Source organism: Binatus sp. (SeqCode) (assembly GCF_049584895.1).
Taxonomy (GTDB): domain Bacteria; phylum Desulfobacterota; class Binatia; order Binatales; family Binataceae; genus Binatus.
This window is the reverse complement of sequence record NZ_JBAUYR010000102.1, coordinates 49,556-73,386: the sequence shown is the minus strand read 5'-3', so window position 1 is coordinate 73,386 and position 23,831 is coordinate 49,556. Positions and strand designations below refer to the sequence as shown.

The following is a 23,831-nucleotide window of genomic DNA, read 5'->3' as shown; positions in this document are numbered from 1 at the left end:
AACCTCTTGCCGTCGATAAAGAGTTGGTTGCCATATTTTCGACCTATGAGAGTTATCCTAACCTCGCTGCCAACCACCCGATAGAACACTCGCAGATCTCCTATTCTAAGCTCGAAAGCGACGTGCTCGGACTACGCACAACCCGAGGCGCCTGCAGTCATTCCATCGGGAGGCCTACATAGTTCTCGGCTAGCGTCTGCGATGCGGCGCGCGAGGTGGTTACGTAGTCGAGCTCGGCTAGTTGACGGCGCTGGTCGAAGAGGTTGTCGTCGGGGAATCGATGCAGCATTGAGGTCATCCACCAGGAGAACCTTTGGACCTTCCACACTCGGCGCAGGCATGTCTCTGAATAGCTACTGAGCAGGTCGCGATTGCCGCTGGCATAGTAGTCAGTTAGCGCACGGGCCAGGACGCGGACGTCGGCGACTGCGAGGTTTAGGCCCTTTGCTCCTGTCGGCGGGACGATATGGGCGGCGTCGCCGGCGAGGAAGAGCGTGCCGGAATGCATCGGCTCGACGACAAAGCTGCGCATCTCAGTGATTCCCTTCTGGATGACGGCGCCGCGATTCAGTTTCCAGTCCTTGCCGGCGGCGAGTCTTAGCTGTAGCTCTTCCCAGATTCGTTCGTCGGGCCACTTGCCGAGATCTTCATCTGGCGCGCATTGGAGATAGAGCCGCGTGATCTCCGGCGAGCGCATGCTATGCAGCGCGAAGCCGCGATCGTGGTAGGCATAAATCAATTCGTCCGATGACGGGCGCGCCTCGGCGAGAATGCCCAGCCATGCGAACGGGTAGATGCGATCGTACATAGTTAGTACGCCGGCCGGGATAGTCGGGCGGCATACTCCGTGGAAGCCGTCGCATCCGGCGATGAAATCGCACGACAACAGGTTGACGTTGCCGTCGATGCGGTAGCGAATCTTCGGCGTGGGTCCGTCGAAATCGTGGATGCTGACGTCACCGGCCTCGAAGATGATCTGACCACCGGCAGCCAGGCGCGCGGCGATCAGATCCTTGACGACTTCGTGCTGAGCGTAGATGGCAACCGTGCTGCCTCCCGTAAGCCCGCTCAGATCGATGCGATGGCCGCGGCCGCCGAAGCGCAGCTCGATGCCATGATGAGTGAGGCCGAGGCGCTTGAGCCGATCGCCGACACCGGTTTCAATCAGCAAGTTGACGGTGCCTTGTTCGAGCAGGCCGGCGCGCACCCGCTCTTCGACATATTGGCGGCTGCGAGCCTCGAGCACGACCGACTCGATGCCGGCGAGATGCAGCAGATGCGAGAGCATGAGGCCGGCGGGTCCGGCGCCGACGATGCCGACTTGTGTGCGATGATTCATCTCAGTGCGACGCCTTTTTTAGCCAAATGGCCTGTCGAAATCGGGATTTTTCAATAGTTGAGATGAGCCGAAGAAGCGGATTCATACCATTACTTGTGGTTCTGGGAGGAGACCACCACTAGGGGTAGCTTCGTTCCGTCAGAATTGGTTTTTTTGTGCGACGCGCGGCGCCCAATTTTTCGCAGGCTCGACGAGTATGGGATATGCCGACGCACAGGTTACAGCGTAGCACCGACCGTCGGCCTCGGTCAGGTTGAAAAGTTCATCCTGCTTTGCTCCTAAAACTGGATGTGTGGGCGTACGTTGTCCGCTACAATCGATGACGATGCAAAGTGACCCGGAGCGCGAAGGCCCTGATATCCTGGTCGTCGAGGATGACGAGGACGCTCGCGAAGCCCTGGTAGCCCTTCTGCAGATGAAGGGTTATCACGCGGTGCCGGCGGGCAATGGCAGGGAAGCGCTGGACTACCTGGATCAGGCATCAGCGCCCGAGCTGATCATTCTCGATTTATGGATGCCGGTGATGGATGGCTGGCAATTCCGCGCGGAACAAGCCAGGAACCCACGACTGGCACACATACCGGTTATCGTTGTTACTGCGCTCAGCGATCGCGCCGACATTGACGCCAACGAAGTCATCATTAAGCCGGTGGATGTGGACCGCTTACTCACCAAGGTAGATCAGTATTGCAGGCGGGAGCCGAGGCCATGAACGACACAGAGAACCGCAACGCCGCGGAAAAAAAAGAAATCGAAGCGCTGGAACAGCAGGAGGCCGAGGCGATGCTCGGCTCCGACGCCTCGAAGCTGCAAACGCTATGGGCGGACGACATGGTCGTCAACAGCACCGCGAATTTTATCGCCGGGAAGCAACTCCTGCTGGAAATGGTTAAAAATGGACGGCTCAAGCTGCGCATCTATGAGCGCCGCCCGGTTCGCATCCAAGTCTTCAGCGATCTGGTCGTCACCACCGGCCACGAGGTCTCCCAGCTGATTGGAGATACTGCGATGTTCAAGCTCTTCACCAGCTATATGAACGTGTGGGCGAAGCGCGGCGGAAACTGGCAGTTGCTCGCGCGTCATGTCGGACTGATTCAGAGAGAGAGGCCCACGCAGTGAGAGCTAACTATCCTGCGCGGGAGACGCTTTGTCGTTGCCCGAGCGACGAGTCTCGACCAGCCGCTTGATGATGGCGGCCAACTCCGCGGGATCGACCGGCTTCATGACATGACTGTCGAAGCCTGACGCAAAAACCTCGACTCGATCCTCGACGCGTCCGTACGCCGTCAGCGCAACGGCAGGCAGGTGATCGGACGGTCCCTGGCCTTTTTCCCGCGACCGAATCTCCTTGATAAGCCAGTAGCCGTCCCGCCCGGGCATGCCGAGGTCGGAGACCAGCACGTCGGGATACGACTCGGCCAGAATGGCGATCGCGCGATCGACGTTTTCGGCGGTATTGACGATTGCGCCAACGCTGGTGAGCAACGAGCGCAAAGCGTCGCGAGTTTCCGCGTCGTCATCAACCACCAGCACGGAAATGCTCTCGAGGCGGGGAATGTGGGACATCTGGGCAATGGACGCCACGCTCGGATGCCGGCGCGCGGGACTCGCCAAACCGGCGGTGGTAACGGGAAGCGGAAGACGGATTATAAAAACGCTTCCCAGGTTGAGGCCCTCGCTGTGGGCGGTAACCGTGCCGCCGTGAAGACTTACGATATGTTTGACGATCGACAGACCCAGGCCCATCCCGCGCTCTGCACTGTTCGGACCGCCGGCCTGCCAGAAGCGATCGAAAATTTTTTCGAGTGCCGGCTGGTCGATACCCTGGCCGTTGTCGGCGACGACAATTTCCAGATGCGAATTGATTCGTTCGAGCCGCACCTGAACCTTGCCGCCCTTTGGGGTGAACTTGATGGCGTTGGACAGGAGATTCCACACCGCCTGCTGCAACCTTTGTGCATCGCCTATGATGACGTCGGCACGCGGATCGAGCACGACGTTTATAGCGATCGATTTCGCATCGGCGGCCGGACTCATACTGTCGACCGCGGCGCGGACAACCTCTGCGGGATTGGTCGGTTGCACGTCGAAGCGCATCTGGCCGCTCTCGATCCTCGAGATGTCCAGCAGGTCCTCGATGAGCTGTGCCTGCGCCTTGGCATTGCGCCAGATTGCGTTGACGCCTTGATCGACTTTGCCTTCCAGCGTCCCGGTCGTCAGCAGCGCATTGCACCAGAGCAGTATCGAATTGAGCGGGTTGCGCAGTTCATGTGATACGACGGCGAGGAAATTGCTCTTCGCCTGATTCGCTTCCTCGGCATCTCTCAACGCGACTGCGAATGTATCGCTGGCACCCTGGATTTCTCGCCGGGCGACCCACGTCAGCGCCACGACCAGAATCAGTGCGACAATAGGGATCCCCCACATCGCGAGGCGATATTGAGAATCCCGCTGTGCATCTCTGGCTGACCGCAACCCCTGTTCGACCGCAGAAATCGCATCGAACTGCGCGATAACTTTGGTCCCAATCGAGGCTGCTCGGCCGGCAAGCTCGCGTTTCTCCGCATCGGCAGAGTTTTGATCCGAGCCATTGGCGGCTTCGAGCCACTGATTCTCCAAGCCGCCGAGTTCTATCAACCGCTGTTCCTGGCTTGGATTGTCGGAAACAAGCCCGCCAAGTTGCTTGATGATTTCCTGGCTGTTGTTCCAACGCTTCTGGATTAGACCGCGGTCGTTCGGCCCTGAAGAAAGCAGGAGGCCCCTGAACGCAGTCTCTGCGGACAGAAACTCGGCCTTTGCGGTTTCGGCCAGGAGCATTACTAGATCCGTATGCTCGACCCAGTCCGTCTCGTTCATCTGGCGGTTCAACTGAAACAGCAAAACGAGGGCCGCCAGAGCCATCAGGATGGCAGGAACCACGATTGTGGTGGTGAGGCTCTTTTTTAGTCGATTTGCCGGCATGGCGTCAGCGCTCTCGGAACCAAGCTTTTTAGTCCGCCCAGCGCGAATGCGCAATAACAAGGAGCCGCTCGCATGCAACGCCGCAGGCTTCCTGTCGGAAATTTATGAACTCGCTGTAGCAACAATTACATGGTTCCTGATGGTGAGGGCCGAAGTGCGGGTAAAGTGTGGTCATAAAAGCGGTTCCAATGGCATCCGCATTGCTTATCCTCGCGGACAGACAGCCACTACTAACCCTTCCCATCAGGAGAAAAAGACATGATTAAAAAAATTCTGCCGATTGGAGCGCTTGCGATCGCGTTCGCCGGCTCAGCATGGGCCCAGGACGCTGCGTCGCTACTGAACAAGGCCAATCAGATGAACTACGAGGAAATAGAGACGGCAAAGCTGGCGCATGAAAAGGCCGGTGACAACCAGGCATTGATGACCTATGCCGACACTATCAAGGGCGATCATGAGGCCAATGAAGAGTCGGTCGCGGCGCTATCACGTCAGAAGAGCGTCAAGCTCGAAGGGACAGACACCACCAAGGTCGACAAAAGCCCTATGAGAGACCTTAAGGGTGGAGCTTTCAACGAAGCTTATCTTGCAGATCAGGTCCAGGGACATAAGGAAGCTCTGAGCGAATTCGAGCGCGCGCGCGGGCAGTTCAAGAGCGATCCCGACATGGACCTCTATGTCGAGCAGACTATTCCAGTACTGCAAGCGCATCTGAAGATGGCCGAGAATCTGAAGCGGCACGTCGGCGAAGCAAGCACGGAAAATCCGGCTAACAACAAGAGCACGACTGGAGGCATGGGCGCCTCGGCACGAAACGACTAGCTAACATGGGCATTAAGACCCCGCGGGCATCGAGCTCGCGGGGTTTTTTTCGCCCGCATCTTTTCAGCACCTAAGGAGAAATGAGATGAGGAGCGTTATACTGTTTGGCGCGATGCTCGCGATCCTGGGGCTAGTCGCCTTTGCGATGCCGTCCTTCAATACTGAAGAAACAAAGGATGTGGTGAAACTTGGCGACCTGAAGGTTCAAGCGAAAACGGAAGAACCCCATGTCATTCCGCCGATTGTCAGTGAAGGAGCAATACTGCTCGGCATCCTGCTTATTGGCGCGGGGGTAGTGATGAACCGTCAGTAGGCAGTCCTACTGACGGCCATCGTGTTGCTTTCAAAGGAGTCTTAGACTCGGCCGAGCAGTGCCAGAACGAGGACTATGATCAGAACCGTTCCTAGTGCTCCGCTCGGGTAGTAACCCCAGCCCGCGCTGTACGGCCAAGCCGGCAACGCGCCGATTAAGAGAACGACCAGTAAGACTAATAGTATGAGGTTCATAACTGTCTATCCTGATGTGGCTTTGCCGCGATTAGACCACGGCATCATCTACGGCTCAGATGACCACTGGTTAGGGGTTTACAGCACATGGCCCAGCACAAACCAGATAACGATAATTGAAGCTGGAACACCTAGAAGCCATGCAATCGCATAACGCATTTTACTACTTCCTCTTTTGATTCAGTCTGTCGATCAACGATTCAATCGACGCAATTGCTTAAATAGCAGGAAGCGCGCCAATAGATTGCACAGATAAATCGCACTAAAACGCTAATGATCGCAGGAAAGATTTTCCTATAGGGAGGACATTTCTTACTGAGTTCGCGAGTTTATTGGGTCTTTTTATTTGCCGGACGCTCGCCAGCCATCTTCTTCAACCGAACCAGGTAACCACGCTGCGCTACGACATGGAGCACCGCCTATGACCGATATCTACCGACGACCCGATGAATATGATCTCGAGCATGTGGGCGATGAAGAGGACGTAGTCTTTTATGTAGGTCTCGCGAAAAGCCTGCATCCGAGGTCGGTCCTCGAGCTCGCGTGCGGCACCGGCAGAATAACGGTTCCCCTGGCCGAAGAGGGAGCGCGTTCGGGTTTTTCCGTGGTCGGATTGGACAGTGAAGTTAATATGCTCAGGCAGGCGCGCGATAAAGCCAGGCAGATGCCGGAGGCGGCGCGCAAACGGCTCAAGCTGGTGCATGGCGACATGCGCAAGTGGCACGGCCGCGAGCCGTTCGACCTGATAGTGGTGCCATGCGCCTCGATTACTCACTTCCTCGACCTGGACGAGGAACTGGAGGTGTGGCGGCGAGCCTTTCAGAATCTGGCGCCAGGAGGGCGATTCGTGGTCGAGACGGTTATGCCGAATTTTTCGGCTTACGCAGACTCATTCTCGAACCCGCCGCGGACGCTGGTAGAGATCGATCGCGATGTGACTGACGAGCCCAGGAAGATCAGGCTGGTGCGGAGGAAGACCGTCAACTATCTACCCGACGAGCAACGCGCACAGATCCGTTTTCTCTACGAGAAGTACCATCGCAAGAGTCTGGTCGAGTGCTACATCGACGACTTCGAAAGCCACGTGTACTTCCCGCGCGAACTGCGGCTGCTGTTCCTGCACACCGGCTTCGAAATCGAGAATGTATTTGGAGACTACAATCGGCGGCCGCTGCGAGCCAGCTCTCAGCTGATGATCATGATCGGGAAGAAGCCGACCGGGAAATTGTTCGAAGAGAACGGTAGAAATTCTTCGAACTAGGATTTCTTTTTCGGAACTTTGGCGCCGGATCGGCGAGCCTCCGAGAGGCCGATTGCGATGGCCTGCTTGCGGCTTTTGACCTTTTTGCCGGAGCTGCCGGATTTCAAGGTTCCCCGCTTCATCTTGTGCATCTCTCGTTTGACTGCGTTGCCGGCCTTTTTCGAATACTTCCGGCCGGTCGATTTACGGCCAGTCGATTTCTTGGGAGGCATGGAAACTCTCCTGAAAGTCGTGAGTTGGTGGGCCGAAGGAAAAAAGAAATCCGGCAAGACCAGCGTCGCAAACGGGGGGAGGACGTCGCGGCGACCGACCCTGCCGGATCGGGGGAAGGAGACTTTACTTGTTGTCCTTTCCGCAGCAGTCCCGATAAAGCTTGCCGGAACCGCAGGGACATGGCGCATCCGGGTTCGGTTTATTCGCCATGATGGTGCAACCTCCAAGCGCAACTGCGATGTACAGAGAGGTGAGCAACCTCTGTGCCATGACCCGTTTATCGGAATTTCTTGTATTTTACGATGGTTTTTGATCTTACCGTACGGCAGAAACTGAGAACCGTGTAATCCGTGCTGAAGTTTATTCCGATGATTCTGTCAAAAAGCCGATAACGCGACGTAAGTGGAGAGGATCGAAAATTGCTTATCCCATTAGTCATGCACACTTGAGTCAGGCAAATGCGCTCAATAAACTCTTCGTCCACCTCCTCCTCGCAACGTCGACTCTCCTCCGGGCGCTTGGTAGCGGTATTCGCTGCTTCAATCATGGTTAGTGGCGTCGCGCTTAGCGGATGCGCTTCGACCAGGACTAACTACGACGACCGCCCGTTCTTCCGCGACGAGCAGGGTCTCGAAACCCACGGACGAAAGACCTGGTTCGATCACCTGGTCGAGCTCGATCCCGGCGCCCTCAAAACGCACCTGGCGGCCGACTACGATCAGGCTGCGCCCGAGAAGATCGCGGTCCTGCCATTCTCCGACCACGGCAACGCACAATACGTCGTCGATAAAATCCCGCTGACGCATCGGACCGATGGAGAGCAGGCCGATTGGGCGTGGACGGATGCGAATCGGATGCGTCGCGCCGTCATCGGATACCTGGCGTCGCGAGAATTCGTGGAGGCGAATATCATCCAGGTCGACGAGATCCTGAAAGAGCACGGAATCGATACCGAGAAGAAGCTGGATCAGGTCCCTGCGCAAACGCTGGGCAAATGGCTGGGGGTCGATGCGGTCGTGTACGGCGACGTCCTCCATTACGACGCGTACTACGCGTTTCTCGTATCGGCATGGCAGGTCGGGGCCGACGTGAAGATGGTCTCGACGCACAATGGCGAGGAGCTTTTTTCCGCCGATGGCAGCCGCTACAGCGTGAACTTCATGCCGGCGTTCGATCCAATGGACATAGCGATCAACTCGGGCCTCTCATTGCTAGAGCTGCGTGACGTAACGCTCGCGCGAGCCGAGGAAGAGGATGCGCGCGAAATCGTGTTGCGAATTCCGCGATCAGAAAAGCTCAAGAGCGAGCTGATCGAGCAAGCGCGACATCAGGAAGAGATCGAGGCTGACGCTCGCGATATCCGCTGATTTCAACCGACAAAAAAAGACGCCGCCGAGGTTCGCGAGCTTTTGGGCGCGAGTCGGCGGCGACTCCATTACGAGCTTACTGACTAATAGGCCGACCCTGTCGAGTTAGCCACCAGCAGTCGGTTGTTCACGCTCTTGACGCCGTTGGTCTGCTGGGCGACCTGAGCGGCCTGCGCTGCCATATCCGGCGAAGGCACTCGGCCGTTCAAGGTTACGACGCCAGCCCTGGTGTGGACATGAATCTCCGCCGCCGGGAGCTTGTCTTTTTCAAGCGCTGCCTTGACTTCGGCGGTGATGGTCGTGTCTTTCACCGCGCGCTTGGTTGCATGATAGGTATCTGTCCCAGCCGCCACAGTGTCGGCGCCGGCATTCTCCATGTCTTGACCAGCTGCCTTCATCTGCTGACTCGCCGGCGCGTTCGGATTGGTAGTTGCTGGAGCACTGTCCTGAGCGAACGCAGGAACTGACAGGACCATACCGAACAGGACAGCCGGTACAATCAGTCTGAAAGAATATTTCGCGTTCATAAATTCCCTCTGATTACTCGCTCATTCCCTGCGACTTGAGCCACTTCTCGATGGCGTCGCGGCGGTCGCCTGAGCGTTCCTGGATTTTGCCGACGAGTTTTTCCATGCTGCCCTGAGCCTGGGTCAAATCGTCATCGGTTACCTGGCCCCATTTGCGCTTGATTTCGCCGGAGAGCTGCTTGAACTTTCCCTTCATCTGATCGCTATTCATAACGGATCGCTCCTTGTAAGTGAGTGTTTTTTCACGACCGTCAGGTCGCGATTGTGATTAAGAATGAGCAAGGACAGGGCCAGCGATAATTGCGCGACAGATAAGGTTTTTTTGGATCCAGTGGGAGAAATTTCTTCACGTTCCCGAAGCGCGAAAAATAATAGATTTTGTCTCAAAAGGCCTTCTCCGGTAACTCTTTCCGGCATCCGAAGCGCTAACCTCAACTTGATCCACCTGAACTACGCTATTCATTGGCAGATGAATTGCTTTTAAAAATACGAAATCGAGCTTGTGTCATCTTCAGCAACGGAAGGGTTTCAAAAAATGAATACTTCAAGAGTAGACGTCGATGGTCTGATCGATGAGGGCCGCGAGCGATTCAACGACCTGTCGGAAAAAGGGATGGACTATGTCGCGACGGCGAACTCATTCCTGACGGACTTCATCCGCGAGGAACCGTTAATCGCGATCGCCAGCGCATTTGCGGTCGGCTACGTCGCGGCCCGGATTCTCAGTCATCTGTCCCGGCGGTGACCGGCCATGGAAGCGCAACTACATAGCGACTACGCCGAGGAGTTGCGGGAAAAAATCGCCGAGCATCCGCAGCGATCATTGGCAATTGCGCTCCTGAGCGGCTTCGCAATCGGCGGCGGACTTAGCAGCAGGACTTCGTTCCAAATCATTCTATTGGTCCTCCAGGGGTTACTCGGAGACAGGCTGATACCTGCACTGGTGAAGTCAGACGAAAATGGCAGACGACCCCGCAATAAAAAATGAAATAGAGGAAGCGACCGACGACCTGCGCGATGCGTTGCATCAGATCAACGATCGCGTTGAAGAGGGCGTCGCGAAGCTTCGGCCAGACCGCGGCATCCGCAGGCATCCTATAACCAGCGCGTGCCTTGCGGGAGCCTTAGGTTTTGCGCTGGGATCGGACTCGGCCGAGGTGGCAATGATAGGACTGGTGATTTTGGGCGGCGTCATTGTGCTTTCGAACGAACACAAGAATAAATCCGATGAAACCGAACGAATCTAACAACGCAATCGAGCGGGAGCGGCACGAAGCAGAGCTGCCCGAGTTGGCGGTTCGGATCCTGTCGGACTTCGCGCGCATTGTCGCGGGCGAGGCCCGCCTGCTCGAGTCGAACATCGTCGATGCTGCGAACACGCTGGTGGGCCGGGTCTACATCGCAGGTATTTTGATCGTGCTCGCCGCCGGCGGCGTTGTGGCGCTTATGGCCAGCATAGTGTTCTTTCTGCACCACTGGATGCCGTGGTGGCAGGTGCTGGGACTCGTCGGCGTGGTCTCGATTGTCCTCGCCGAAGTACTCAGACGCACGTTGATTCCAGCCCCGTCTGCGTCATCGATTACCGTGGCGCGATCAAGCTAGCTTTCCCGCTTGCTCCACACTTAGCGGAAAAAACTACCTACTTCGTTGGTTCCAAGCCCTGGCTCTCGAATTAACGATACTGATTCACCGTCAAGGCGCTATGTTTTTGGGCGCACGCAATGGCACATGAGTTGCTGCTCACTAAGTATCCAACGTGTGAGGTACTGAGTAATGCTCTATTACGCACTCGTTTTTCTAGTTATAGCTGTGATTGCGGCGGCACTAGGATTTGGCGGCATTGCGGGCACGTCCGCGGAATTTGCGAAGATTCTGTTCTTTGTATTCCTGGTCCTGTTCGTGGTGTCACTGGTCGCCGGACGAGCAATGCTTTGAGTGAGCCCCTCGCTCGAGCACTCCAGCTAAGTCGTAACTCCGAAGCAGCAATCCACAGGGCAGATGCTCTGTGGATTTGCTTTTTTGTAAGCCGAGCAGATCGAGCAGGGGAAAAAGGAGGAGGTCGAGTTCTTACCCTAACTACGGAGCCACATAGGTGGTTGTGGTCTGACGCTGCACCTCGCCGTCGTCACTGGTAACGGTCCGCGTGGTGGTCTCGGGAACAGTAGTAATGACAACAGGGGGCGCCGAATAGACAACCGGCGGTGGATAGTCGGAATTGTATTTCGTGACGGTCTTCTGCTCGACCGTGCCGTTGTTGAACTGAGTAGTCGTGGAAGAGGTGGTAGCGTTCGGAGGTACCGTTACCGCAGGCTCGGTTATTACAGGTGCGGCAGTTACTACTGCAGGCAGGGGAGCGGGAGCGGTTTCCACTTCGCGAGTCGTTGTTTCAGTGACGGTTCTCTCGGTTGAGCAGCTCGACATCCAGCCCAGCGATAGGCCGACGCAAGCAGCCAAGGCGACATTGGTAATGATTTTCATAAGATCCTCCGATTGGCGGTCGACGAATAAATTCGTCCTTACGAATAGGTCGACGGGAGTTTGCGCCAGAGCCGCGGGGTGAGTGGGGTGGGTTTTAGTTTTTGCGGACCTTGGCGCATCCTCCCGACTTTGTAAAAAGGAGCAATCGCTGTGCCGCCAAGGGAAAGGCTCAAAAACCTTGTAAATAAAGCAATTCCCTGCTTCGCAAAACGCGCGCCTGGAAAATTCTGTATTTCCTACTCACCGGGCGATTTTTGCAGATGGATCGTTCACAAAACTGACGACTGCGCCTTATTTTCGTGCATGCTTGCAGGTTTTTTTTGCGAGATGGATGGCACACCCGTTGCTGTTAGTTATTAGATGCCGATACAAGGGCACCAAAAAATCAAAAGAACTTTGGTCTTTATGACTGCGATCAAATCAGGAGGTCACAAGCTAATGAGAACCCGGACATTGCTCTTTTCCGCGTCGGTGCTGGCCAGCGCTTTTCTCTTACCTATCGGTACAAGCTTCGCGCAGAGCGACGCGAATCGAGCCGCCGACAATACTGCTATCAACCAGCGCGATAGCGGGCACGAGACTCTCACACCGATGGATCAATCGAACAAACCATCGGATATCAAGATGACGCGAGAAATCCGCCGCGCCATCGTCAAGGATCGCGCACTCTCAACCGACGCCAAGAATATCAAGATCATCACGATCGATGGTGCTGTTACCCTGCGTGGTCCAGTCAAAACCGATCAGGAAAGAGCAGACATAGCAGCGAAGGCCGCACAACTTGCCGGCGATTCCAATGTTCACAATGAACTCGAAGTCGCGGGTCGATAGCTAGTCAATACTCAGGAGTACTACTCATGGCAGCAAAAGCAGTTTTTGGGATCGCGAAGAGCGAAGAGCAAGCAACCCGCATAGTCAATGCTTTGAAAGAAGCGGGCTTTTCCAATGACGACGTATCGGTGTTGTTGCCCGACCGCGCGGGCTCGCGCGATTTCGCGCATGAACATCACACCAAGGCGCCGGAAGGCGCGGCTGCCGGCGCTGTAGCCGGCGGAGTCACGGCGGGAGTGCTGGGCTGGCTGGTCGGAATCGGCACTATCGCAATTCCAGGCGTAGGACCGCTGATCGCGGCCGGTCCGATCATGGCGGCGTTGAGCGGTGCGGCCGCAGGCGGAGCCGTGGGAACCCTGGCAGGAGCGCTGGTTGGTATGGGAATTCCGGAGTACGAAGCCAAGCAGTACGAAGGCAAGGTCAAAAACGGCAATATCCTGATTTCGGTTCATACCGAAGAAAGCAAGGAACGCAAAATCGCGAAGGAAATTTTCGACCGCGCGCATGCCGAAGATGTCTCATCCACCGGCGAGGCTCGCGTGTAGGAAGTTGCGCGGATGAAATCTCCTAACCTGTAAGACTCGCGGGCGATGGAATACCACTCCATCGTCCGCAAGTTCTTTCATCGGCAACCAGCAGCCAACGATGCCTGTAAGAAACAATACTCCCGACGTTAAGCAGGATGTGCGAATACTCGTCGCCTCCGATGACCTCTCCGGACGCGAGACCCTGCGCGACCTGATTAGCTCCTGGGGCTTCGATGGGCGTGCTGTCCCCCGGGACCAGGTGCTCGAGGAAGCTCAGAGCTTCGCGCCGCATGTCCTGCTCATCGATTTAAAGGCGCAACAGAAAGACGGCGAGTCACTTTTGCCCGAGCTGCAAGCACGCGGAATCGAGGTCGCGACGGTAGTGATGGCCGAAGAAGCGGACCTCCGTTCCATAGAACGAACGATTAGGCCGGGCGCCTGCGATTACATTTCCAAGCCAATCAATCCTAACAATCTTCGCGTCTTGCTGGCCGAGTTGGCGACTCAACTAAAGGTTAGCGAAGAAAACCAGCAGCTCCGACGAAAATTAATCGAGGCCGGAACACTCGGACCGATAGTCGGGCAGTCAACCGCGATGCGTCGCGTCATGCGGCTGGTCGAAGAAGCGGCGGCGTCGAATTCCGCCCCAGTTTCGATCGTCGGGGAAAGCGGAACCGGCAAGAAAACGGTGGCGCGCACGATTCACGAACTGTCGGCGCGCCGCAACGGTCCTTACGTCGCAGTCACCTGCAGTGGATTGCCCGACGACCTGATGGAAAGCGAGTTGTGGGGCCATGAGCGCGGCGCTTTTGCGGGCGCCGATCGGCGGCGCGAAGGGTTCCTGGCGATGGCGAATGGCGGCACGCTCCTGCTCGACGAAATAAGTGATCTGAAGACCGAGCTCCAGGCCAAGTTGCTGCGGACAATCGAGGACAAGAAGCTGCATCGGATCGGCGCTCACAACGGGAATGAAATTCCGTTGGACGTTCGGCTGATCGCGTCTTCCAGCAAGAGTCCTACCGAGGCTATGCGCTACGGCAGATTGCGCGAGGATTTATTCTCACACCTCAACACGTTCGTCATCGAGTTGCCGCCGCTGCGCGATCGGTTGGAAGATATTCCGGCCCTGGTCGAGGCGTTTATTGCCCAGTCCGCGGAGAAGAATCGAAAATCGATAACCGGCGTCGACAATGAATGCCTGGAAATACTTCGACTGAATCGATGGCCGGGTAATGTCCTGCAATTGCGAAATGTGATCGAGCGGGCAACAGTGGTCGCGCGCAGACCGCTGCTGGCGGCCGGAGATCTCCCGGTCGATATCAGACGCGCCGGGCGCAAGGGCCCTCACTTCGAATTGCGCATCGGAGAGTCGCTGGACGAAGTCGAGCGCGAATTTATTTTCAAGACCCTGGATTTCACGAACGGCAATAAAGTTCGCGCCGCCCAAATCCTCGGGATCAGCTTGAAGACGCTCTACAACCGATTGGTACGGTACCAAGGGAAGGACCGCGATCCGGCGGTCGAATCGTCACGCCACAACTGAACGAGTAGCGGGAATAGCGGCTGTCAGGCGGTCGGCACTTCCGCCGCGATCTGCTCGAGAGAGCTCGGTCGCAGCGACTTTTCCGCGGCGAATGTCAGCACGGAATCGAAGTAGGACATCGAGCTGCGATCGCCGCGCTGAAACCGGCGCAAAGAGAGATCGCGGGGATGCGCCAGCGCGATTACGGGCATCCCAAGCGTTGCCAGCGCCAGCATTCGATCGCGATTGAGCAAATCGATCGAGTCGCGATAAATCACACTGAACTCGTCATCGCAGGACGACTCCTCACCGACGACGCGCAGGCGGTAGTAATCCAGCGGCGGATTTCCGCCCATTGACTCGACCTTGGCGACGAATCCGGCGCGTCGCAGAAGTTCGGTGGCACGCGGTGTGTCTTTTTCGTAAGGAAAAATCATCACGGGTTGGAATCGAACTCCGTACTTGCGCGTGATTTCGCCGACACGCGCGCGTCCCGCCTCGAGCTGCGGTTCGTAATCGGCTATCGTTCGATGGTCAACGTGACGCAGGAATCCGTGCCACACGAAACCCGTGTTGTGCCGGGCGAGCACGTTGAGATACTCGCGATGCGGATGAGTGTGAGTGGGAGTCCAGGCGAAATCGGTGTGGATGCCGGGGCACTGATCGTCGAGATGCTGCATGAACGCCTGCAACGAGCGTGCGTTGAAGTAGTCGTAGTTGATGGGGCGATCGTCGATGACAAGATTGATGGGCACCGGAATCGCAGGGTTGCGTCCCGCCGTCCAATCTACCGCGGCCAGCGCGCCGATGTTGGCGGCTCTTGTGGTCGGCGCGGCGAGTTCGGAGAGCAGCTCGCGCCCATCGTATTGATCGTCAGGATTCAGATCGAAGATTGCGAGACCGGCGCCAGCTTCGATCGAAAAGATCGACGGCGTCCCGGATCCCGATCGATGCAGGCTCGATACGATTGGGTGAACGCCGTCATCCAGGCCGGCCGCCAGCGGCATATTCAACTGGGTAATGATTCGTTCTCCAGCGATCGCCGCGGGAAGAATCGGATGGGTCGAGAATTGATAACCGTAGGCCGGCCTGTTCAGAAATTCGAACTGCTGATCCGAGAAGGGCAGCAGCGGGAATCGGCGTCCCGGCTGAAGCGCTCCTCGTACGTATATGGTCGCCCCGCTCTCGGCGGATTCGCGCAAACGCGCTCGCAGGTCGGGACCGAGCTGCGCCAACAGATCGAAATTGATCGCGATCAGATGGTTGCGCGCCGCGGACGGCGTCCGGATCGCGGCCTCATCCGGAAGCCCGATCTTGACCGTGAGACCGCGAAGCCGCGCAACCCGCGCGACCGCGGTCGGCAACTCCGAACTATTACCGATCAGCCAGCACTTTGGCCTGGACAGACTCGCGTGACTTGGAGACTGCCTCGGCTGCGGCGCTGGCTCGAGACTGGAGTTCATTTGCGCGTCGTTCATTGGAATCCAATATTGCTTCGAGCGCCTGCGAGGGCGCGATTTGAAGCAGCAGTTTGATGTTGGGAATCACGCAGTGACCGCCGATGAAGCCGGGGAAGTAGCGCTGGCGCGGAAGGAAATCGACTTCCTCGAAAAAATCGATTGCCTCGGAGTAGTCGCCGCCGACACGCTCGGCGTAGCGGTTCATTTCCTGCGCGAACGCGATGCAGACGCCGAAGTAGGTGGTCTCGGCGAGCTTGGCGAGCTCGAGCGACTCGACCTCAGTCATGCGCCGGGTTTTGATGCCGGCTGCTTGGAAGTGCGCCTCTGCGCTGGTGGCGTCGGCGCGAGCGGGAGCCGCAACAAATTTATAGTAGTGAACCAGGTCCTGCTCCATCTTGACGTGCTTGCCCCGAACCGGGCTGTAAGCGACCGCGCTGCCGCTCTTTTCTGCGATCGAGCGGGTGGTTCCGGGCAACACCGTGCTGTTGATAATCGTCAGCGCAGGCTGAAAGCGGTTGATGTATCCGAGCGCGACGGTTTCGAACTGATGGGGCGATTGAAACGGGATGCACAGATGCATCGTCCCGATCGGTTCTTCGATCTTCACGCGGTCGAGGTCGTGACGCAGCACGGTCTCCTTTTGGTCCAATATCGCCGCGAGTGCGGCGCCCACTTCGCCGAGTCCGACGACCAGGGTTCTCGCTTTCGGCTTGTCGTTCGTTTCTTCTTTCACATCCATCACACTCTCCTGTTTCAGCCGTTTGCTTTTTGCAGGACTTTCCAACTTGGCAATCACGCGTGAAGAAGCGAGTCGATTGCCCGATAGTATTCGTTTCGCTGGTTCTTCCAGTTCAGGGCGTCCAGCGCGCGACCGGCGCGCTCGACCAGCCGCTCGCGCAAATCCGGATTGTTGTAGAGCAGCTTGATCGCACGCGCGAGGTCGCTCACGCTGCCAGGTTCGAATAGTTCGACGGCGCCGTCGCCGAAGTAGTATTCGACCGTCCGCAAACGCGCGGCGATTACCGGAATTCCTAGGGTCGCGTAGTCAAGCAGCTTCACCGGGAGCATTAGATGCGTCGCGCTGCTGGGCCGATATGGAACCAGGCCGACGTCCGACTTGACGAGCAGCGCGGGGAGCTTTTCGACCGGGACGAGATCCATGAAGGAGACGCGGCCGCCGAGGCCCAGCCGATCGACGAGCGCGCGAGACTCCGCGAGGCGATCGCCTTCGCCAATCACCTTGAGACGCAGCTCCGGAATTTCGGAACGCAGCGACGCGACCGCGGAGATGGCAATGTCGAGGCCAAGGCGCTGCGTCACAGTGCCGTGACAGATCAAGGTGAACTGATTCGGGGGCGCGTCGCCATTTTTGTGCAGATCGAAGATCCTGGTATCCGGCGAGTTCATGACGACGTGGATCTTGTCGGCAGGCACGCCTGCTTGTTGCAGTCGGTCGCGATGCAAATCGTGCACGGCGAGAACGCGATCCGCCCACCACGAGCTGGCACGCTCTTCGAGCATCAATAGTTTTGCGCCGGCGGCACCGCGCGCTCCGCCGAATTTATCGCGATACAGCTCCGGCATCGTGTCGTGCACATCGAGCACGACCTTGCTGCCGAGGAACTTCGGCAGGATCGCGCAGACGATGACAGCGTCGGGCATCGTGCATACGATCACGACGTCGTAGCGCTGCTTCATCGACATCCGGGCCGCGCGCTGCGCTGCCATCGAAAAGAATCGCATGTAACTTCTGAGATAGGCGAATTTGCTTTCACCCCGATAGCGCGGCATCGGCAGACCGATCACGTTGACGCCGTTGGTGATCGGCGGTTCGCCGGTGGCGAGGCAAATTACGTCGACGTGGTCGCCGCGCTCGGCCAACGCTTCGGCATGCCGCTTGACGCGGCCGTCATGCATGTAGGTGGTGTAGGCAATTATCAAAAAGCGCGCCACTGGAATCACCTCAACGGACTAGCGGTTCGCTGGAGAGCATCCTTGCGACCGCACGTGCCGACCCGGGCCCTTCGATCGACGGAAAGTCGCCGCGGACTGTCAGCTTCATTTGATCCCGGCAGCGCCACCATGCGGAGACTTCGGAAGGCAGCGCCCGCCACGCCGATTGGTAATCGTTCAACTGCTTGAGCAGAGTTTCGTATTCGTCGAGGTAGTGTCCGGAGCCGCAATAGTCGGGATGAACGAGAGTGAGTATCATTCCGCCGAGCGACTCGATCCATTTCGCCTTCATTCCCCAAATCTGCATCGGGCTGCGATGCAGCAAATGGATCAGGGTGTGATCCTGCGGCATGGTGTAAGGCAACTCGACCAGGTGCGCGAGAAAAAAGGGGAACAAGCTGCAGGTGCCACCGGGTTGAGGTTCGTACGGATCGGAATCCGAGAAGCTGCAGTCGAAATCGAACGAGAGCCTGGTAATCCATTCGGCGCGCCGGAGGGTCGAGGGTGCGCGGAAACCTTTCAGGCTATGCGTGCGCGCCCGCTCCTGGAGCATGGGAGCGAGTTCGCTGAAGTCATTCTCGCTGCGGAACAAACGGCCGTCATGTGACAGTCCATGGGCGCCGAATTCGAAGCCGCGGTTGCGGAGGCGGTCGACCAGGTTCCAATCGATTTGGTATTGCGCCAGCGGCAGGTTCCACGACGAACGGAAATTGTAGCGTTCCTCGAGATCAGCCATCTGCTCCATCCGGCTCATTCCGAGCGGACCTTCGACGTCGTGGGTCAGCACGATGCAGGATTTCATTCCGTCGGGCCAAAATCCGATGTGCCACGCGTCCGTCTTTTCGAGTGTGTGCAGGCTCATCCGCAGCCAATCGCGCCAGTAGTCGATGAGCGCGCTTTCGCATGGCCATCGCGGAAATTCGCGCTTGGCGCGCATCTTGATCGCGGCGGAGTTCAGCCGATGCCGGACGGCAGCCGGAATCAGATTCTTGATCCGATAGTAGGCCTGCATCCTGGACGGCGGCTGGCGATCTTCGCGTGCGAGGTAGCCCTCGAGCAGATAGTGCTCGGCAAGGACCCTGGACTCGGCGATGGTTAGATCGAGTGAAGCCTTGCAGTCCTGCGGCAGTTTCCAAAAAGAAAATGCGTCGTTGCTGCCGCAGCTGACCAAAGCTGATGGAGCTTGAACGGGGGATTCGAGGACGTCGATCGAAGCGGTCAGCGCCATAGCGACTCCTGAAAGAGCAGCCGGCGGTGCTGATGCCGTCGGATGAAACTAACAAGTTCGGGCTCTGCGCAGCGCGGTTCGCGTCGCAGGTATCCATTGACGAAGCCGGCGAGCAACAACGCCCCCTCAGCCGGTGATTGTGTGAACGTCTCACGCGCCGCGCGCGCGAGCATAAACAACGGGGAATAACCGACTCTGTATGCCGCAAGCCCTGCTCTCATCCGCGCCTTCCATCCCGACTCGGCGCCTTGAGGCCGATGATGGCGGGCGGTAATATGACGAAAGCCGCGAGTGTGAAAGCCGTGCAGCATCGCACGCGCTTCGTCCAGCGTGTCCCATCCAACGTCGGGATCGAGTTCGCCAATCGCGTTGAAACATGCAAGCGAGTACATCTTGGCCGGACCGCGGGTGTGGTATTCAGGCTGTCGAATCTCAACCCATTCGGAGCCCTTGGGCTCCCACAAGGTTGGACTGGCGATTCCGAGCTTGGAGTCGCGCGTGAATTCCTCGAGCAGGAGATCGATGAAGCCGGACTCGAAACTGACGTCGGCGTCGAGCCGCAAAATGTAGTCGTACTCCTGGCAAGCTTCGTGCGGCAGGAACTGGGTGATCACACACTCGCCGCCGGGAGCGCGCGGACGGTTGCGCGGCAGATGATGAGGTTCGATCCACGAATACTTGCGCGCGGCCTCGTCCAGAATCCCGGCAGTCGCATCAGCGGAACCGTCGTCGATGATGATCCAGCGGTCGGGAGTGCAATTCTGCGCCGCCATCGAGGCGATGAGTCCCGGCAGCAATTTTTCCTCGTCGCGAGCCGGAGTGATTGCGATATACCGCGTCATGCGAGGTACCTGTAGGTCACGTTGTTGAGGACTCGGGCGACCGGCAGCGGCAGCTTTCGCCAGACGCTGGAGGCGGTCTGCCACACGCCCGTCAAATTTTCAGCGCTGGTCACGTTCGGCATTTGCGGAAAATAGCTGTACGGCAAATCAGTCGCGGTGGCGCCGAGCTCGCGCTTGAAGCGCGACAGACCGCGGTTGCGGCCGTCGGTGCGACCGAAATCGAGTGATGTGGCGTGCTCAGCGTGCTGCTCGGCAATCGACATGAAGATCAAGTGACTGGAGCCGTCGGGACCGCCGGCCGCGCGCGCGGACCATTTCGCATGCAGGTCGTTGCCGTCGCGCAGGACGACCACGGCGGCGATGCGCTTGCCCTGGTGCAGCGCGAACCACACCTCGATCGAATCGCGTTGCGCGAAGACCTCGTGCACTGTCCGGAAAAACTTGAGCGGCTGCGACGGCACTCCGAGACGGCGCCGGCTCTCGAGCTGGAGATTGAAAAAACAATCCATCGCTTCGGCGCCGCGCGAGCATTCGACCGTGACGCCGGCCTCGCGCGCGCGACGAAGATGGCGCCGCACTTCGCGGTCGGCAGCCTTTTCGATCACCTTGAACGGACGCGACAAGTCGAGCGTCCAGCGCTGGAAGTGATAGAGAACGTTCCACGGATAGATTCCAGCGGCGCCGCGAATCTCGAGCCGTGGCCGATTTCGAATTACCGCCAATTTCGACAACAGCGATTCGCGGGCCGAATCGTTCGCGGCAAGCGGCGGACAGAAATCCGAAAATGGCAACGAGATGAGACTGCGGCGAATTGGATTACAGCCCGGGGCGAGCAGGCAGGCGGCCCTGGTCGAGCCGGAATCGGCGATGATTGCGACGGACGGGCGGACGCCGAAAGCGCGGCGCAAAACTTCGATCCACGGCCCGCGATGATACAGCGTCGCCTCCGGATGAGATCCGGTCAGCGCGTCCCATTGGTCGCGCGCCTGTTCGAGCGGAACAACCTTAAGCTCAGGCTCGCGCGAAATTACGCGAAGAGTTGCAACCTGGTTCATTGAAGCTCCTGCGCTACGACGATCGGCGTGGTTTCGCGGCGACCGAAGGTGTCTCCGAACATCCGCATCGCAGTCGACGATTCGCGCCAGCAATAAACGATCGCGGGCGGTCCCACGATGAGCAGCAGAGTTGCGACTCCCTGGGTGCCGCACACGTTCGCCGTTATTTTTCCTGCGATGACGGCAATCGCGCACATCAACGCCAGTCGGGCGCCGGGCAGAATCGCCACGACGAGATCGGTGAGCCCGATGCCGAGCAGCATGCATACGAGCCATTGGCCCGCGATGCTCATGACGACTTCGACCGCGCTTCTGCCCATGCTGACGCCGACCAGGCCGGTTTTCGCGAGGCCGAAAATAGTTACGACGACGAGGACGAGGCGCGTGGCATGAACGTAGAAGTCGAACTCAGGATGATTCTTTGCGTAGTAGACGGATCCGATGGCGAGTCGCAGACCCACGAGCAGCAATCCGCATGCGAGCAATTGCATCGGCACCGCAGCCGGCAGCCATTTGGGGCCGTATATGATTTTGATGAGTTCGGGAGCCGCGATCGTGGCGCAAATAACGATCGGCAGAATGATTCGGGAAAGATAGCCGGAGAAATTCAGGTAAGCTTTGGCGAGCTGATCGGTCTGATCCTGCAAGTGGCAAAAGGTTGGAAGCGTGACGCGGCCCGCGATTCGAAAGACGCGGTCAGGGACGAATCGCAGCAGATCCCACGCCATCGAATAGAAGCCCAGCGCAGAACTTCCGAGCAATCTGCCAATCAGCACGAAGTCGATGTTCGAGGAGAGCGCGTCGACCGTTCGTCCGCCGAGAACCTTGGTCGCGAAGTGGCCCAGGTCGCGCGCGGCGGCGGAAGTAGGAAGGCCGACTGGAGTTCGGCCACCGGCAAAGAGGATCGTGACCGCGTGAATTGCAAAACGCGCCGCGAGGCCGCCGGCGAGGGCCCAGGTCGGCATCCGATACCAGAGAAGTACGAGTGCAACGCAAAGAAACGCGACCTCGGCGAACACGTCGGCGGCAGCGAGCGCGGTGAAGCGCAGGTCGCGCCGCAATCGAGCGTTGGCGGTGACGGCCGCGCCCTCGAGCAGAAAAGGAATGCACAGCAGGCGCATGCCCTGTCGCAGATCCGGCATCTTCATGAGATGCGCGAGTGCGGGCGCGCCGCTGTAGAGAAGGCCCGACGTAAAAAGCGCGAGCGCGATGCTCATCCACCACGCGGTCGCGTGATGCGCAGGGGTTAGGTCGCGGCGCTGAATGAGCGCGTCGGGGATGCCGGCCTCGTTAACCAGCATCGCGAAGGTCGAGACCACGACGAGAATTTTGAAGAGGCCGAAATCGTGCGGCGAAAGCGCGCGCGCGAGCACCACCATTCCGCCGATGCGCAGCGCCTGCACGACGAACTCCGCGACCATATTGTCGCGAACCGAGCGAGCGAACGCGCTCCACAACCAGCGGTTGCGCTCGGCGTGCACGGGAGCATCGCCGATCACAGGCGCGTGATCGTTCACAGTCCTTCTCCCCGAAGGAGAACCGGAATGGTGCGGAATAAAATTCTGATGTCGGTGGTCAGCGACCAGTCTTCGAGGTACTGCACGTCGAGCCTGACCATCTCGTCGAAGGAAACCTGGTTGCGGCCGCTGACCTGCCAGAGGCCGGTGATTCCCGGCATCCCTTCGAGGCGGCGGCGGTGCCAGTCCTGGTAGTGCTCGACTTCGTAGGGAAGTGCGGGACGCGGGCCGATGAGGCTCATGTCGCCGCGAACGACGTTGAACAGTTGGGGCAGTTCGTCGAGGCTGAACTTGCGCAGAATCCTGCCGACGCCGGTGACGCGCGAATCCTTGGCAAGCTTGAAGACTGTGCCGCCGTTGGTATCGGCGTTCGCATTGCGACCGCCAGAGATCCAGCGCTGCACGTATTGGCGATGGACGGAGTCGACGGCGGCAGCTTTCATCGTGCGCAGTTTCAACATTTCAAAGCGACGGCCCTGCGCGCCGATTCGCTGCTGGCGGAAGAAAATCGGCCGGCCGTCGAAAATGAAAATTGCGAGAGCGGCGAGCGCGATGATCGGCATCGCGACAATCAAAATCAGCGAGGCGCAGACGACGTCGAATACTCGTTTGACCAGGTAGTTGAGTCCTTCGACGTTCGAGCCGCGCCGCCCGACCATTGGAATCAGGCCGACAGTGTCGACGCGAAGTCCGGTCGGAGCGGAACGATAGACCCACGGCACCACCCACCATCGCAGACGCGATTCTTCGCAAAGGGCGACCATGCGCGCCTGATCGGCGAGCGGTGCGTCGGGAATTGCGACGGCGGCCTCGAGGCAAGGGTGGACGCGACGGATGTCGGACAACTGCTCCGGACGTCCGAGCACCGGGTAGCCGCGGTAGTCGCTTCCTAACGCGTCGGCGTCGAGGAAGCCGAGAAATTCGTACTGGGTCAGCTCTTCGCGAATGCTGTCGCAAAGGAGATGAGCGGTCGGATTGAAGCCGATGATCACTAGCGGGATCGAAATGCGCGGGCTCGAATAGAAGTGCTGTATCAAGCGGCGCAGCGTTCCGCGCATCCCCAATTCAGCGATGATACTAAGGGCGTAAAAGGTAGCGACGGCGAGGCGCGAAATATCAATGTGAAACGCGAAGGTGGCGAGCAGCATCAGGCCGGCCGCGACCGAGCATGCCTTGACGATCGCGATCACTTCCTTGCGACTGCCGTTCCGCATGCTGAAAAGGTCGAAGGCGCGAAAGACGCAGACCCAAAGCGCAGCCGCGATAGCGCTGCACTCGGCCAGAGTTTGCGGATCGGTATCTTCGAGATGCGCGAGGATCGCGCCATCCGGATCGTGAAGCGTCAATGCGAATCCGAAGGCGAGCGCGAGCGCGACGATGTCGGCTATCGCAAAGAGCACTTTTTGTTTTCTGCATTCGCT

At 58.3% G+C, this 23,831-nt stretch carries 29 protein-coding genes; 13 read left to right on the top strand and 16 right to left on the bottom strand.

Annotation, left to right across the window (positions count from 1 at the left end):
- Positions 1-157: 157 nt before the first annotated feature.
- Positions 158-1,339, bottom strand: a complete 1,182-nt coding sequence (gene pobA, locus WB650_RS18110) for a 4-hydroxybenzoate 3-monooxygenase (protein WP_423961462.1) — start codon at positions 1,337-1,339, stop codon at positions 158-160.
- Between the two features lie 319 nt (positions 1,340-1,658).
- On the opposite strand from pobA, the gene WB650_RS18105 reads away from it, so the two are divergent.
- Together WB650_RS18105 and WB650_RS18100 are read left to right on the top strand one after the other, a co-directional pair.
- Positions 1,659-2,051 (top strand): response regulator, encoded by a 393-nt coding sequence (locus tag WB650_RS18105; protein WP_423961460.1) that lies wholly within the window; start codon positions 1,659-1,661, stop codon positions 2,049-2,051.
- Positions 2,048-2,458, top strand: coding sequence for a nuclear transport factor 2 family protein (locus tag WB650_RS18100; protein WP_422300955.1), 411 nt, complete (start codon positions 2,048-2,050; stop codon positions 2,456-2,458). Before WB650_RS18105 ends, WB650_RS18100 begins: the two co-directional genes overlap by 4 nt.
- A 3-nt stretch (positions 2,459-2,461) precedes the next feature.
- Here WB650_RS18100 and WB650_RS18095 read toward each other — a convergent pair whose 3' ends face one another.
- A complete protein-coding gene (locus WB650_RS18095; protein WP_422300956.1) occupies positions 2,462-4,300 on the bottom strand; it encodes an ATP-binding protein in 1,839 nt (612 codons plus the stop codon).
- A 258-nt stretch (positions 4,301-4,558) separates the two neighbouring features.
- Here WB650_RS18095 and WB650_RS18090 point away from each other — a divergent pair, with 258 nt between their 5' ends.
- Both WB650_RS18090 and WB650_RS18085 read left to right on the top strand, forming a co-directional pair.
- Positions 4,559-5,122, top strand: a complete 564-nt coding sequence (locus WB650_RS18090; RefSeq protein ID WP_422300957.1) for a DUF4142 domain-containing protein — start codon at positions 4,559-4,561, stop codon at positions 5,120-5,122.
- Positions 5,123-5,234: 112 nt separating this feature from the next.
- Complete coding sequence (locus tag WB650_RS18085; RefSeq protein ID WP_423961457.1) at positions 5,235-5,435, top strand: hypothetical protein; 201 nt, start codon at positions 5,235-5,237, stop codon at positions 5,433-5,435.
- Positions 5,436-5,476: 41 nt separating this feature from the next.
- Here the strand turns inward: WB650_RS18085 and WB650_RS18080 are convergent, their stop codons facing one another.
- Entirely contained in the window at positions 5,477-5,629 is a 153-nt protein-coding gene (locus tag WB650_RS18080; protein ID WP_422301522.1) for a DUF3309 family protein, read from the bottom strand.
- A 421-nt stretch (positions 5,630-6,050) separates the two neighbouring features.
- On the opposite strand from WB650_RS18080, the gene WB650_RS18075 reads away from it, so the two are divergent.
- Positions 6,051-6,890 (top strand): class I SAM-dependent methyltransferase, encoded by an 840-nt coding sequence (locus WB650_RS18075; RefSeq protein ID WP_423961456.1) that lies wholly within the window; start codon positions 6,051-6,053, stop codon positions 6,888-6,890.
- On the opposite strand, the gene WB650_RS18070 is transcribed toward WB650_RS18075, so the two are convergent.
- Positions 6,887-7,102, bottom strand: coding sequence for a DUF6496 domain-containing protein (locus WB650_RS18070; RefSeq protein ID WP_423961454.1), 216 nt, complete (start codon positions 7,100-7,102; stop codon positions 6,887-6,889). The two genes, WB650_RS18075 and WB650_RS18070, sit on opposite strands and share 4 nt — an antisense overlap.
- Before the next feature lie 124 nt (positions 7,103-7,226).
- Positions 7,227-7,313, bottom strand: coding sequence for an SEC-C metal-binding domain-containing protein (locus tag WB650_RS18065; RefSeq protein WP_423961515.1), 87 nt, complete (start codon positions 7,311-7,313; stop codon positions 7,227-7,229).
- 335 nt (positions 7,314-7,648) lie between these two features.
- Here WB650_RS18065 and WB650_RS18060 point away from each other — a divergent pair, with 335 nt between their 5' ends.
- Positions 7,649-8,470, top strand: coding sequence for a GNA1162 family protein (locus tag WB650_RS18060; RefSeq protein WP_423961453.1), 822 nt, complete (start codon positions 7,649-7,651; stop codon positions 8,468-8,470).
- A gap of 83 nt (positions 8,471-8,553) precedes the next feature.
- Here the strand turns inward: WB650_RS18060 and WB650_RS18055 are convergent, their stop codons facing one another.
- Positions 8,554-8,997 carry a BON domain-containing protein gene (locus WB650_RS18055; RefSeq protein ID WP_423961451.1) on the bottom strand — a complete coding sequence of 148 codons (444 nt, stop codon included), beginning with the start codon at positions 8,995-8,997 and terminating at the stop codon, positions 8,554-8,556.
- A gap of 13 nt (positions 8,998-9,010) precedes the next feature.
- Complete coding sequence (locus WB650_RS18050) at positions 9,011-9,208, bottom strand: CsbD family protein (protein WP_422307708.1); 198 nt, start codon at positions 9,206-9,208, stop codon at positions 9,011-9,013.
- A 324-nt stretch (positions 9,209-9,532) separates the two neighbouring features.
- Here WB650_RS18050 and WB650_RS18045 point away from each other — a divergent pair, with 324 nt between their 5' ends.
- From WB650_RS18045 to WB650_RS18030, 4 genes are all read left to right on the top strand, one after another.
- Complete coding sequence (locus WB650_RS18045; RefSeq protein WP_422298333.1) at positions 9,533-9,742, top strand: hypothetical protein; 210 nt, start codon at positions 9,533-9,535, stop codon at positions 9,740-9,742.
- 214 nt (positions 9,743-9,956) lie between these two features.
- Positions 9,957-10,244, top strand: coding sequence for a hypothetical protein (locus tag WB650_RS18040; RefSeq protein WP_422307706.1), 288 nt, complete (start codon positions 9,957-9,959; stop codon positions 10,242-10,244).
- Complete coding sequence (locus WB650_RS18035; protein ID WP_422307704.1) at positions 10,225-10,599, top strand: phage holin family protein; 375 nt, start codon at positions 10,225-10,227, stop codon at positions 10,597-10,599. Before WB650_RS18040 ends, WB650_RS18035 begins: the two co-directional genes overlap by 20 nt.
- A 171-nt stretch (positions 10,600-10,770) precedes the next feature.
- Entirely contained in the window at positions 10,771-10,932 is a 162-nt protein-coding gene (locus tag WB650_RS18030) for a DUF1328 domain-containing protein (RefSeq protein ID WP_422307702.1), read from the top strand.
- 141 nt (positions 10,933-11,073) lie between these two features.
- Here WB650_RS18030 and WB650_RS18025 read toward each other — a convergent pair whose 3' ends face one another.
- A complete protein-coding gene (locus tag WB650_RS18025) occupies positions 11,074-11,475 on the bottom strand; it encodes a hypothetical protein (RefSeq protein ID WP_423961447.1) in 402 nt (133 codons plus the stop codon).
- A gap of 438 nt (positions 11,476-11,913) precedes the next feature.
- Between WB650_RS18025 and WB650_RS18020 the strand changes: the two genes are divergently transcribed.
- The 3 genes from WB650_RS18020 (at position 11,914) to WB650_RS18010 (ending at position 14,376) form a co-directional block, all read left to right on the top strand.
- Positions 11,914-12,306, top strand: coding sequence for a BON domain-containing protein (locus WB650_RS18020; RefSeq protein WP_422307698.1), 393 nt, complete (start codon positions 11,914-11,916; stop codon positions 12,304-12,306).
- Positions 12,307-12,332: 26 nt separating this feature from the next.
- Complete coding sequence (locus tag WB650_RS18015; RefSeq protein WP_422307696.1) at positions 12,333-12,851, top strand: hypothetical protein; 519 nt, start codon at positions 12,333-12,335, stop codon at positions 12,849-12,851.
- A 100-nt stretch (positions 12,852-12,951) separates the two neighbouring features.
- Positions 12,952-14,376 (top strand): sigma-54-dependent transcriptional regulator, encoded by a 1,425-nt coding sequence (locus tag WB650_RS18010; protein ID WP_422307694.1) that lies wholly within the window; start codon positions 12,952-12,954, stop codon positions 14,374-14,376.
- A gap of 23 nt (positions 14,377-14,399) precedes the next feature.
- Here the strand turns inward: WB650_RS18010 and WB650_RS18005 are convergent, their stop codons facing one another.
- From WB650_RS18005 to WB650_RS17970, 8 genes are read right to left on the bottom strand one after another with little or no spacing between them, the layout of a single operon-like run.
- Positions 14,400-15,719, bottom strand: a complete 1,320-nt coding sequence (locus tag WB650_RS18005; protein ID WP_422307692.1) for a hypothetical protein — start codon at positions 15,717-15,719, stop codon at positions 14,400-14,402.
- Between the two features lie 10 nt (positions 15,720-15,729).
- Positions 15,730-16,554, bottom strand: a complete 825-nt coding sequence (locus tag WB650_RS18000; RefSeq protein ID WP_423961446.1) for a hypothetical protein — start codon at positions 16,552-16,554, stop codon at positions 15,730-15,732.
- A gap of 53 nt (positions 16,555-16,607) precedes the next feature.
- On the bottom strand, positions 16,608-17,768 hold the full coding sequence (locus WB650_RS17995) for a glycosyltransferase family 4 protein (protein WP_423961445.1): 1,161 nt from the start codon (positions 17,766-17,768) through the stop codon (positions 16,608-16,610).
- A 10-nt stretch (positions 17,769-17,778) separates the two neighbouring features.
- On the bottom strand, positions 17,779-18,996 hold the full coding sequence (locus tag WB650_RS17990; RefSeq protein ID WP_422307462.1) for a hypothetical protein: 1,218 nt from the start codon (positions 18,994-18,996) through the stop codon (positions 17,779-17,781).
- On the bottom strand, positions 18,987-19,838 hold the full coding sequence (locus WB650_RS17985) for a glycosyltransferase (RefSeq protein ID WP_422307460.1): 852 nt from the start codon (positions 19,836-19,838) through the stop codon (positions 18,987-18,989). Before WB650_RS17985 ends, WB650_RS17990 begins: the two co-directional genes overlap by 10 nt.
- Positions 19,835-20,893, bottom strand: a complete 1,059-nt coding sequence (locus WB650_RS17980; protein WP_422307458.1) for a GNAT family N-acetyltransferase — start codon at positions 20,891-20,893, stop codon at positions 19,835-19,837. Before WB650_RS17980 ends, WB650_RS17985 begins: the two co-directional genes overlap by 4 nt.
- The gene (locus WB650_RS17975; protein ID WP_422307456.1) at positions 20,890-22,410 is read right to left on the bottom strand and encodes a lipopolysaccharide biosynthesis protein; all 1,521 of its coding nucleotides are present in this window, start codon (positions 22,408-22,410) and stop codon (positions 20,890-20,892) included. Before WB650_RS17975 ends, WB650_RS17980 begins: the two co-directional genes overlap by 4 nt.
- Entirely contained in the window at positions 22,407-23,810 is a 1,404-nt protein-coding gene (locus tag WB650_RS17970) for a sugar transferase (RefSeq protein ID WP_422307454.1), read from the bottom strand. Before WB650_RS17970 ends, WB650_RS17975 begins: the two co-directional genes overlap by 4 nt.
- Between the last annotated feature and the right edge of the window lie 21 nt (positions 23,811-23,831).